At 59.1% G+C, this 11,112-nt stretch carries 9 protein-coding genes and 4 tRNA genes; 4 read left to right on the forward strand and 9 right to left on the reverse strand.

The annotated features are described in order from the left end of the window. Positions 1-69 precede the first annotated feature (69 nt). From HBA49_RS11155 to HBA49_RS11170, 4 genes are all read right to left on the reverse strand, one after another. A tRNA-Ser gene (locus HBA49_RS11155) sits at positions 70-160 on the reverse strand. A 38-nt stretch (positions 161-198) separates the two neighbouring features. Next, complete coding sequence (locus HBA49_RS11160; protein WP_005519316.1) at positions 199-375, reverse strand: CsbD family protein; 177 nt, start codon at positions 373-375, stop codon at positions 199-201. Positions 376-459: 84 nt separating this feature from the next. Then, entirely contained in the window at positions 460-936 is a 477-nt protein-coding gene (locus HBA49_RS11165) for a nucleoside deaminase (RefSeq protein ID WP_005519315.1), read from the reverse strand. Continuing rightward, complete coding sequence (locus tag HBA49_RS11170; RefSeq protein ID WP_005524356.1) at positions 937-1,410, reverse strand: tRNA adenosine deaminase-associated protein; 474 nt, start codon at positions 1,408-1,410, stop codon at positions 937-939. A gap of 38 nt (positions 1,411-1,448) precedes the next feature. Here HBA49_RS11170 and HBA49_RS11175 point away from each other — a divergent pair, with 38 nt between their 5' ends. Then, positions 1,449-2,507, forward strand: a complete 1,059-nt coding sequence (locus tag HBA49_RS11175; protein ID WP_005524446.1) for a prephenate dehydrogenase — start codon at positions 1,449-1,451, stop codon at positions 2,505-2,507. A gap of 127 nt (positions 2,508-2,634) precedes the next feature. On the opposite strand, the gene HBA49_RS11180 is transcribed toward HBA49_RS11175, so the two are convergent. Further along, entirely contained in the window at positions 2,635-3,708 is a 1,074-nt protein-coding gene (locus tag HBA49_RS11180; protein WP_005524673.1) for a GH25 family lysozyme, read from the reverse strand. A 68-nt stretch (positions 3,709-3,776) separates the two neighbouring features. Here HBA49_RS11180 and HBA49_RS11185 point away from each other — a divergent pair, with 68 nt between their 5' ends. Next, positions 3,777-4,166 (forward strand): hypothetical protein, encoded by a 390-nt coding sequence (locus tag HBA49_RS11185; protein WP_040431251.1) that lies wholly within the window; start codon positions 3,777-3,779, stop codon positions 4,164-4,166. 60 nt (positions 4,167-4,226) lie between these two features. Here the strand turns inward: HBA49_RS11185 and HBA49_RS11190 are convergent. From HBA49_RS11190 to HBA49_RS11205, 4 genes are all read right to left on the reverse strand, one after another. After that, positions 4,227-4,299 (reverse strand) — tRNA-Arg (locus HBA49_RS11190). A gap of 1,151 nt (positions 4,300-5,450) precedes the next feature. Continuing rightward, the gene (locus HBA49_RS11195) at positions 5,451-8,297 is read right to left on the reverse strand and encodes an FAD-binding and (Fe-S)-binding domain-containing protein (protein WP_005524510.1); all 2,847 of its coding nucleotides are present in this window, start codon (positions 8,295-8,297) and stop codon (positions 5,451-5,453) included. 1,061 nt (positions 8,298-9,358) lie between these two features. After that, positions 9,359-9,431: transfer RNA gene (locus tag HBA49_RS11200), tRNA-Arg, on the reverse strand. 1 nt (position 9,432) lies between these two features. Then, positions 9,433-9,524: transfer RNA gene (locus HBA49_RS11205), tRNA-Ser, on the reverse strand. 139 nt (positions 9,525-9,663) lie between these two features. Between HBA49_RS11205 and hisC the strand changes: the two genes are divergently transcribed. Next, positions 9,664-10,695, forward strand: coding sequence for a histidinol-phosphate transaminase (gene hisC, locus HBA49_RS11210; protein WP_040431443.1), 1,032 nt, complete (start codon positions 9,664-9,666; stop codon positions 10,693-10,695). 14 nt (positions 10,696-10,709) lie between these two features. Next, positions 10,710-11,111 (forward strand): phage holin family protein, encoded by a 402-nt coding sequence (locus HBA49_RS11215; protein ID WP_005519298.1) that lies wholly within the window; start codon positions 10,710-10,712, stop codon positions 11,109-11,111. Position 11,112: the final 1 nt, after the last annotated feature.

An 11,112-nucleotide genomic window follows, 5' to 3' on the forward strand; every position in this document is an offset into this window, starting at 1 on the left:
GCTACAACTCACTATGGATGAAATCGCAAAACCCCGGTGCACTATTACGCACCGGGGTTAGCCGTGATATGGCGGTGGCGGCGGGATTTGAACCCGCGGTTGGGGGTTACCCAACACTCGCTTTCGAGGCGAGCACCTTCGGCCGCTCGGACACGCCACCGCGAAAAATCCTAGGGCATATTGGTGCTCTAACGCAAATTACTTGTCGGAATCGTCCTTGAACGAGCCAACAACCTTATTTGCACCGTCCTTGACCGCGTCTGCCACGTCAGACTTGACCTGATCGGCCTTGCCTTCGTCTTCGAGGCGCTCATTGCCGGTAACCTTACCTGCGGCTTCTTTAGCCTTGCCTTTAATTTCATCAAATGCGCCCATGTGTGTCTCCTCACAATGCGGTCGGGGGTAATACCGTGTCCATCCTACTCAAATCCCACATTAATGTCACGGATAATCAAAAATTTATCGACATTCCTGAAAAAATACCCCCAGTTGTGCAGCGCATTCGTCTGCAAGGACCCCTCCAATTACCTGCGGTTGGTACAAAACCTGTGGGTCGCGCACCACATCGAAGACTGAGCCGCAGGCCCCCATTTTGGGTTCGTAGGCGCCGAAAATAATGGTGCCGATCCGCGCCGCCACCAGGGCTCCAGCGCACATGCAGCAGGGCTCCAGGGTGACGGCGATGGTGCAGTCGGTGAGACGCCAGCCGTCGTGAAAGTTCCGCACCGCCTCCCGGATGGCGATGATTTCCGCATGGGCGGTAGGGTCGCCGTCCGCTTCTCGACGATTACTTCCCCGACCAATCACATTCCCATCCGGGTCGAAGATCACCGCCCCCACTGGGACGTCGCCAAGCGGGGTGGGAACCGCCAACGCGTGACGCATTTTTGCTTCGGCCGCCACCCGGAAGCCTGGGCGTCGCAAAGCGGGGCACATTTAGCCCACGGCCTTCGCCAGGGCGTCGTCGAATCCTAGTTCTTCCGCAATCCGCTGCAGCTGCTCCGACGCCCACCACTCGGACTCGTCCACGATCACGCTAAGCACCTGCTCGCTCAGGCCAACATCGACCAGAATGTCGAAATCGCCCTCAGGCCACCCTTCGGTGTCGGCGAAATCTTCCTCCGCAATGTCCGGCACCTCAACGTCTAATTCCTCTAAAATGCTCGCGGCAAAATCATCCACCGCCCCCATGGACGCGTCCGATAGGAATAATCGCACGCCACTGGGGGTAGGTCGCACAATAACAAAATATTCGTCATCCACGCATAACAATGCAAAAGCCGCGGACTCCGCGCGCAAACTACGCACCGCTCCTACTGCGGTATCCACGGTGGAAAAATCATCATGAAAGGTGCTGACATCCCAGCTAGAACCAAGACGGGCCACGGTTACTGCAAAATTACGTTCCATATCGAATAACCGTAGTCGTTCTGTGTCACACTTGTCAGGTGAGTATTAATGAAATTTCCCGCCCCATTTGCATCCTCGGCCTCGGCCTCATCGGCGGTTCTCTGCTGCGCGCCCTCGCCCAAGCGAGCCAGATGGACTCTGGACGGGACAACCAACACGATCAGGGCGACCTGGTTGTCTACGGGTATAACCGTTCCCCTTCCGCAGCCAGCACCGCCAGAAACGATGGGTACGACGTCAGCAATGACCTTATTGAAACCCTGCAACGCGCCGAAATCGACAAGGCACTCATTGTCTTGGCGACCCCCATGCCCGCTATCGCCGGCCTGCTCGACGTCATTTCCGAGCATGCTCCCTCCTGCGGTTTCACCGATGTTGTGAGTGTGAAAGGCGAGGTGTACAAGCTGGTTCAGGAATACGGCATGGCGGACCGGTATGTGGGCGGTCACCCCATGGCCGGCACCGCGCACTCCGGCTGGTCCGCATCCCGCGCCGACCTGTTCCGCCGCGCCGTGTGGGTGGTCACGTTCGACCATGCGATCGACGCCGACCCCAGCCGCGACTGGCTTCGACTCTGGGTGGATGTGGTGCACATGGCCAGCAAGGTTGGTGCTGAGGTCATCCCCGCCCGGGTTCGCCAACACGATGCCGCGGTCGCCCGGGTCAGCCACCTCCCCCACCTGTTGGCGGAGACCCTGGCCATTGTTGGCGATAATGGTGGCGCCTTGTCATTGTCACTGGCAGCAGGCAGTTTCCGCGACGGCACTCGGGTGGCTGGCACCGCGCCGAACCTGGTGCGGGCAATGTGCGAAACCAACCATGTGGCTCTCCTCGATGCGCTGGATGAGGCGCTAAGCTTGCTGAACGACGCCCGGGATCATCTCCTCATGGAGGATCCCTCGCTCGCGGACCTCGTGGACAACGGCTATCGCTCACGTATTCGATTCGAGGCTAGGTCAGGGTTGAATAAGGAGCAGTCGGTGAGCCCGACACATATTTCGAATCGGCCGGTGTTTCGGCTGCATCCGGGTGGCCCGCAGTGGGTGAATCAGCTGATCCAGGCGGAAAACACGGGGGCCCGCATCGAGGTGGTGTAGGCGCGGGCACTGCTGTGGTGCTGGACTGGTGCCGGGTGCTGCGGGGCTGGACCTGCGTTGGGTCACCGCCGAGTCGGCACCGCCGCCGGGGTGAGCACGGGCACCGCCGCCGAGCACCCAGCCACCCTCACCCGAACAGGTCGCGGGGATCCCCCAGGTAGGCGTTGACATCAATGGCGTGACCGGCAACCGTGGCCTCGGAGGAGAACTGCCACAGGTCAACAAGCAGCCCGCCGTAGCTGCGCCACCCGCCGGTGCCGGCACGTTGGTAAATGGCGGAGGCGTATCCCTGCTGGGGTTCGACATAGTGGGAGGACCACAGGGGCGGCAGGCCAGTGTCAGCAAGATCGGGGCTGCCGACCTGCTGCCAATACCAGCGGGGCAGGTAGGTGAGGATGACCCGGTAGCCTCGGCTGGTGAACTCGTCGTGGATGGCCCGCCAATGGTTTGGGTCTGTGCCGGAGCCCGACTCGATATCGAGGCAGATGGGTACGCTCATGTCACCGGCGGCGGCCCGAACGACATTATCGAGGGCATCGACGTGTTCCTGCGGACTGGTTTCCGAACGTACGTACGCATAGGCAGCGGTGTGGAGCCCGGCCTCCCGGGCTGCGGAATAGTGCTGTTGGAAGCAGGGATCTAGCCAGGTTCCCTCCGTGGCCTTAAGGATGGCAAATTCGAATCCTTCTTCGGCTATGGTCTTCAGGTTGATGTCCGGCTGGTGGTTGGAGAGGTCCACACCGTAGCAGATTGGCGGGTTACTTTGCGCGGGGGTCGGCGCGGGGGCGTCGTCAAGCCAAGCAACAGGGTCGATTTGCGAGCCGGGCTGCCACACAAATGGGTGTACTTGGAAGTGCAGGTGGGGCGCGGTGCCGCCGTTGGTGTTAGGGTCGGGGTTGATGCGGGCGATGCGTTGGCCGGCGCGCACCCACTCGCCTTCCGCAACTTCGGCGATGATGCTGCCGTAGACGGTGGTGCCGCTGCCTGCCGCGGTGGGATGGTCGATCACAATCCAGCCTGCGGGCGCGGGTCCGCCGAATCCTTGCGCGGCACCGGCGTGGGTTACGAGCCCGGCCTGAGCTGCGAAAACAGGTTGGTCGCCGGAGCCGCCGTCTCTACCGAAGTCCACGCCCGGGTGGCCCGTGGCGAATTCGCTGGTGATGTGGCAGTCGTCTGATATTGGTTTGAAACGCTGAACCATACCATATTATATCTTCGCTTTACGACGCCCTCCCGGCCCCAACCATCATCACGGAAAAGGAGAAACTTATGACGAATCAGCAACCACCCCAACAACCACAAGACTTTCCACAATACCAATACCAACAACCTCAACCACAGGAATACGCACAACAACCACAACCCCAACCCCAGGAATACACACAACAACCCCCGACGTCGCCTGCGCAACCGTCATTTTTTCAGGTACCAGCGTCGGTGTCTTTTAATAGGCAGCAAATCATTGCCAAGGTGATTGCGGGCTTGGGCATTGCGGTTTTCATTGTCAGCCTGCTGGGGTTTCTCGCCACCCGTGGAGACTTCGGGCCTGACGACATCATCGACTTCATGATCTCCGGAATCTCGCTGGTCATTGTTGTTCTTGCCTGCATTTGGAATGCACTAGCAACCATCGGCAAACACATTGTGAAGACTGAATAATAGGCTGCAAACACGGTAAAACCCCAGTCGACACGCGCTGCTCACTGGGGTTTTCCTTTGTGCGCCCGGAGGGATTCGAACCCCCAACCTTCTGATCCGTAGTCAGATGCTCTATCCGTTGAGCTACGGGCGCGTGATGAAATTTTCATTGCGATTGAATGTTACACCGCTACCACCAATCAGCCAAATTACCTGGTTACAACCTTTGCGCCCAGAGCAACCACAATTCCGGTAATCCAGGTGGGAGCGGCCCCCACCACCAGTCAGCACCACACCACGCCAAACCGGCAGCAGACTTGATAAGCATGGTCTTTGAGATTTGTCACCCTAAACCTGCTGAGACCAACACACCCAATCGGGAAAAACCATGCTTAGAACATGTGCAGCAGTCAGGCGCACAGACGGTCCAGTACCAGCACATGTTCTAAGCTTGGACTTCTATTGACAACAGTTCAAACCTGTAGGCACCGACATGCCTCCAGAATGAAAACCATGCTTAGATAACCTGCTGCCCTAAAGTACCGTACGCAGCACACCCGCTAAGCATGGTCTTTCGAATCCACTGTTCCAAATCCCCTGGAGCCAAAGCATCTGCCAGAGAAAGACCATGCTTAGAATATGTGCAGCCCCGCCTGAGGTTATCGGCAGCACTTTTCCCAAGCTTGGTTTCGTTCAAGAAACGGATTCCCTGGGGCATCTAAAGAGGATTTTGCGGCTTAGCACTTGCGCCATCAAACGGAATGGATAAGGCTTCATGTCTGATAAGCATGGTCTTTGAGATTTGTCGCCCCAAATCCACTGGGACCCACACACCCATCCGGGAAAGACCATGCTTAGACAATCTGCTGCTCTCACGGTTCTGGCAGCCCAGCCCGGAATATCTGCCACACAACAAAGCAGCAAACCTGATAAGCATGGTTTCCATTTTGGCGGCCTGATATCTCCTGGAAATCCATCCAACCATAGCCAAACACCATGCTTATCTAACCTGCTACCCAGCCATTATGGGTTTTAGGCCAGGTTCCTCCCCTATCAATAAAAACAGCACACCCACTAAGCATGGTCTTTCAGATCCACCGCCCCAAATTCCCAGGAGCCGACACGCCCTCAGGATGGAAACCATGCTTAGAACATGTGCAGCCCTGCCCCGCTCCAGCCCCACCAACCACGCGGCCACCCAAACCCCTGGCCAGACCCCTGAACAGCGGAAACAGCGGGAAGCCCCGGGCTCAGCGCGTAGCGTGGGCCCGGGGCTTCTCCATCGTAGCGTCGTCGTAAAGCGGATTATTCAGCGACGCGGGCAGCTAGTTCTTCCAGCACATGGACGTATTTCTTCCCGGTGGCGCGGGTCATGCCGATTTCGCAGGTCCGGTTGCAGGAGAGGAACAGGTCGAAGTCGTCGTTGCGAACCGAGCGGGCCTCGTCATGGGTGGCGGTGGCGGTGAGCTCTTCGTGGAGCATGCCCCGGTCGCCGGCGAAACCACAGCACCGCCACCCGTCGGGAACCACGCATTCTTCGGCAACGAGCCCGGCGAGCATCATGAGGGCGTCGTTGACCCCCAGGTGCGTGGAGGAACAGGTTGGGTGCACCGCAGCTTTGCGGGCCCGAATCACCGGCGGCAGCATGGGGGCCACATTCGTTGCCACCCATTCCGTGGCATCCATCACGGTGATTCCGGTCACCCCGGCGTTTTCCAGGGCGATAATGATGCCTTCGGTGCAGGACACGTTGTCGCACACCAGGGGGATTTGCCCGTTGAGGGTGTTGTCCACCACCCACTTTGTGAGCTTGTTTTTCATCACTTCATAGCCTTGCGCCAGCCCCTTCGACTTCCAGGGGGTGCCGCAGCAGAGATCCCGCACGCCCTGCGGAGTACTGAGCGTGCGCCCCGCAACGGCAGCAAGTTGCCGAACAGCCGCCTCAACGCCTTGCCCGCAGGCGTGGTCGGTCTTAAACATAGAGCCCACGCAGGCCGGCAGGAAGATCGCGTCCGGGTTTGGCGCCGGCTGCACCGTGCGCAGCTTCCCGCCACCCGGCATTTCCTTGGTGAGGGTAGGCACGATATCGTCGCTGGTCACCTTGCGGGCGATGCCCAGCATGCCGCGCAATGGTGCGGTTGGCAGCGCATGTGCCATGTGCATGCCTACCGACGCGCTCCGCAGAAGCATATCCCAGTGCTCGGCGGCGACTTTCCAGCCCTTGTCCAGGGTTTCGCTTTGGGTTTCCCGGCGCTTTGCCCGGATCAGGTCACCGGTGTTGATATTCACCGGACAGGCGGTCTGGCACATGCCATCCACGGCACAGGTTTGGACCACATCATATACCTCTTGGGCTTTGAGCCGTTCCGCCAGGTCATAGGCCCCGGAGGCTTCGCAGGCGGCGATGGCGCGTTGGATGACGATCCGCTGCCGGGGTGTGGTGGTCAGGTGTTGGGAGGGGCAGACGGGTTCGCAGTAGCCGCATTCCACGCAGTCGTCGATGATGTCTCGGACGGTTTCGGTGGGTTTGATGTATTTGAGGTGCAGCTGCGGGTCGTCGGTGATGATGGTGCCCGGGTTGAGGATGCGGTTGGGGTCGCAGGCGTCTTTGACGTCAACCATGGCCTGGTAGAGGTCGTCACCGTATTGGCGTTGCACGAAGGGGGACATGATTCGGCCGGTGCCGTGCTCGGCCTTGAGGGTGCCTTGTTCCCGGAGCACGAGGTCCACCATGTCTTCGGTGAATTGGTCGTAGCGGTTAAGGGATTCTTCACCGGCGAAGTCCTCGGTGACGAGGAAGTGGATGTTGCCGTATTTGGCGTGTCCGAAGATGACGGCGCCGTCATAGTGGTGTTTGTCGAAGAGTTCTTGCAGGTCGGTGCAGACTCCGCCGAGTTTTTCCATGGGGACGGCAATGTCTTCCAGCAGGGCCATGGTGCCTTGGGGGCGGTTGCGCATGATCTTGGTGTAGAGTCCGTTGCGCATGACCCACATTTGGTTGCGGCGTTTGACGTCGCCGGTCATTTCAGGCGGGGTGGAGAGCCCACCGAGTTGGGCGAAGGTTTTTTCGCCGGTGGCGATGCGTTCGGCGATGCCGTCGTCATCCATGGCCTGGTATTCGACGAGCAGGGAGGCGTGTTCGCCCACCTTGAAGCCCTTGGGGAGGACGGAGGATGCGTCGGGGCCCATTGCCCGGATGGAGGCGGCGTCGATAAGCTCAACGACTTCGGCGCCGGAGTACACGATTTGCGGCAGGGCTTCGGTGGCGGCGTCGAGCGAGTCGAACATGAGCAGGCCGGTGGCGGTGCGCTTGGGCACGGGGACGGTGCGGAAGATTGCTTCGGCAACAAATCCCAGGGTGCCTTCGGACCCGATCATGAGGTGTTCGAGGATTTTCGCGGGCGTGTCGTAGTCGAGGAAGGAGTTAATGCCGTAGCCCATGGTGTTTTTGATGGCGTAGCGGCGTTCGATGTCGGCACGGTATTTGTCGCCGCGGAGAGTGTCGCGGAGTCGTTCGAGCACGCCGACCAGTTCGGGTTCGTGCGAGCGCAGGATGTCGTCGGCGTTGGGGTCGGCGGTGTTGACCACGGTGCCGCTGGGGAGGGCGATGGTCATGGATTCCAGGGTGCGGTAAGCATTGGCGGTAGTGCCGCAGGTCATGCCAGATGAGTTGTTGGCAATCATGCCGCCGATGGTGCAGGCGATTGATGAGGCTGGGTCGGGCCCCAGTTTGGTGCCGTAGCGCGCCAGCGCGGCGTTGACCTGGGTGACGGTGAGGCCGGGTTGCACACGCACGCGGCGGCCATCGTCGAGGACTTCCATGTTTCGGAAGTGCCGGCGGGCGTCCACGGTGAGCCCTTCGGAGAGAGCCTGGCCACACAGGCTGGTACCGCCGCCGCGGAAGGTGAGCGGCCAGTTCATTTGGGCGGCGACCCGCATGGCAATGCCCACGTCGGCGGCGGATCGGGCCCGCATCACAGCGTCGGGGGCGTGCAGGTAGTGGGATGCGTCGACCGCGAGGGCCATGCGGTCGAGTTCCCGGTCGCTGACGGTGGCGCCGCTGCCGAGGGCGTCGCGGAGTGCGGCGAGTGCGGCGGCGTTGCCTTCGGAGAGCAGCGAACGGGATGTGGTAACGGTAGCAGAGACGGACATTAGGTACTCCAAATCCGTTTGAAGAGGGTGGTTGAATTTATGGGCTGTATGTATCTAGGATATAGCGAGAGTTTGGGGGAAGTCCGAAAAATTTGTGTGGTAATGGTCTCTTAGGTTAGGCATAAATTACCCTTGTGAGCTTTAGGTTTGCATAAACTAAGTTGAGAAAACGCCTCCTCCGCACTGCCTTCCGCCCGCTTTGCGACGCCCTCCCGACCGTCCTCATCACCCCGGCGCTCAGGCCGCCAACCCAACAACCTGCCTGCGACTCAGCTTCTCCAACCCCGGCGGCAGCACTTATTCTAAGCATGGTTTTCATTTCTACCGCCAGGCATCCCCTGGGAATTCTTCCGCCCACAACCAAAGACCATGCTTATCCAATCCGCTACCCCACAAGACACCGTGGCAGCATACTTGCTAAGCTCGAATTCCCGCCGACAACACTTCAAACCCCCAAGAGCCAGCACACCCCAAAACCGAAAACCATGCTTAGCAGGTGCGCTGCCAACGATTTGCCTGCATGGCCACCGGCTGCATTTGTTCTAAGCATGGTTTTCCACTCTGGACGAACTGTCGTCTAGCGGATTTGGGGTGGTGGATTTAAAAGACCATGCTTAGAACACATGCAGCCCGAATCCACAGCGAACAGCACCTTTCAATACAGCACACGTTCTAAGCATGGTGTTTGTTTATGGCACTTCATAAACCCAGGAGAAGACAACCGCCAAACCCAGAAACCATGCTTATCAAGTGTGCTGCATGTGGGTATAACCCACCCACCACAACCATTAGGGCAGCAAATCCGATAAGCATGGTGTTTGGCGTAAAACAGTTCAAACCCCCAGGAGCTGACAACCATAAAAATGGGAAACCAAGCTTAGAACACATGCAGCCCCCATCCACATCATTGCACACAATGCTAAAGAGGCAACCAACACATTCCCAACCCAACCCCTCACCCCACCACAACCTCGTCCCTGTACGAAGAGCACAGCCCCTTCCCCACCCACGCCAAAACCCCGGCCAATGCATAATATTAACCGGGGTCTTTATTGTGGTTGTGCGCCCGGAGGGATTCGAACCCCCAACCTTCTGATCCGTAGTCAGATGCTCTATCCGTTGAGCTACGGGCGCGTGGCGGAGACGAGAGGATTTGAACCTCCGGTCCTCCGTTAAGAGGACAACTCATTAGCAGTGAGCCCCATTCGGCCGCTCTGGCACGTCTCCAATTCAAATTTTTGAATCTTGAGTAATGTTACTCAACGGACGTTTTAGTTACAAACAGGCTGGTTATGTATATACCCCCGCCTCATCTGAACTCATCTGATCTCGTCAGGCTGGTGGGCGGATTATGATGTGCTGCATGATAGTACGTGCTGACATATCGGAGATTCCCTCATATGTTCCGGGAAAGCGACTGGCCGATGCACTCAAGCTTTCCAGCAATGAAGTAGCCCATCCCCCACTGCCGGCCGCGGTGGCCGCCATGGCGGAGGCGGCCGCCGCGGCGAATCGTTATCCCGACATGGGGGCCACGGATCTTGTTCATGCCATCGCCAAGCACCTGAAGCTGCGCCCCGAACAGGTTGCGGTGGGGTGCGGGTCGTCGGCCTTGTGTCAGCAGTTGGTGCAGATCACCTGCAAAACTGGGGATGAGGTAGTGTTTCCCTGGCGGAGCTTTGAGGCGTACCCGATTTTTGCCCGGGTGGCGGGAGCCACCCCAAGGCCGGTGCCGCTCACGGCGGATCATCGCGTGGATCTTCCGGCCCTGGCGGCAGCGATCACGCCGGCCACACGGTTGGTGTTTGTGTGTAATCCGAATAATCCCACCGGCACCACCATCACCAAACAGGGGTTCGAAGAGTTTATGGCGGTGGTGCCGCCCACCACCTTGGTGGCTTTGGATGAGGCCTATTTTGAATTTGTGCGCACCCAGGACACGCCAATGGGGACGGAAGTCGTCGTAAAGCATGAAAATGTGGTGGCGCTGCGAACGTTTTCCAAGGCCTACGGCCTGGCGGGAGTGCGGGTTGGGTACGCTTTCGGCAATCCGGCGATCATTGCGGCGCTCAATAAGGTGGCGATCCCGTTTGGGGTGAGCGCCGTCGCGCAGGCCGGGGCGATTGCCAGCCTGGCGGGGGCGGCGCAGCTTCTCGAACGCACGAACGAAACCGTGAGCGAGCGCGACCGGGTGGCCCGAGCCATTGGCGCCATACCATCCGAAGCTAATTTCGTGTGGCTCCCCACCAAAACCACCGAAACCGCCGCCACATTAGCGCAACAGCTTGCCGACCAGGGGGTTATCGTCCGGGCCTTCCCCGAGGGCGTGCGCATCACCGTCACCGACCACGCGGAGGCCGACCGATTTCTGGCAGCATGGAACTCAATCACGCAATAGCTTAGGAGATAATAATGCTGGGAACTCTAGGACGATTAGCAATCCGAATCATCACGCTCGCCCTCGCGCTGTGGTGCGCCATCTATTTTGTGCCAGGCATCAATCTGGCCATGCCCCCACACACGCTGGTCGGCGACGGGCACTACGATTATTACGTCGTCTTCCTCCTCGCCGGGGCCGTACTATATGTGGTCCAAGCCACCGTGGGGAAGGTGCTGCGGATCATCAGCCTCCCCTTCACAATCCTCACCCTCGGACTGTTTCTCCTGGTGGTCAATGCTGTCACGCTGCTGGTTGCGTCCGAAGTTGCCCACCATTTCGGCATCGGGCTCACCGTGGATTCGTTTTGGGACGCTGTAATAAGCAGCGTCATTATCAGCATTGTGACAGCGATTGTAGGCGTAATCACCGACTAAT

It is taken from the genome of Corynebacterium matruchotii (assembly GCF_011612265.2).
Classification (GTDB): Bacteria; Actinomycetota; Actinomycetes; order Mycobacteriales; family Mycobacteriaceae; genus Corynebacterium; species Corynebacterium matruchotii.

Coding starts and splice junctions, on each gene's coding strand:
- HBA49_RS11160 (WP_005519316.1), bottom strand. CDS start 375: ATGGGCGCATTTGATGAAATTAAAGGCAAGGCTAAAGAAGCCGCAGGT.
- HBA49_RS11195 (WP_005524510.1), bottom strand. CDS start 8,297: ATGTCCGTCTCTGCTACCGTTACCACATCCCGTTCGCTGCTCTCCGAA.
- HBA49_RS11170 (WP_005524356.1), bottom strand. CDS start 1,410: ATGGAACGTAATTTTGCAGTAACCGTGGCCCGTCTTGGTTCTAGCTGG.
- HBA49_RS11165 (WP_005519315.1), bottom strand. CDS start 936: ATGTGCCCCGCTTTGCGACGCCCAGGCTTCCGGGTGGCGGCCGAAGCA.
- HBA49_RS11180 (WP_005524673.1), bottom strand. CDS start 3,708: ATGGTTCAGCGTTTCAAACCAATATCAGACGACTGCCACATCACCAGC.
- HBA49_RS11215 (WP_005519298.1), top strand. CDS start 10,710: ATGCTGGGAACTCTAGGACGATTAGCAATCCGAATCATCACGCTCGCC.
- HBA49_RS11185 (WP_040431251.1), top strand. CDS start 3,777: ATGACGAATCAGCAACCACCCCAACAACCACAAGACTTTCCACAATAC.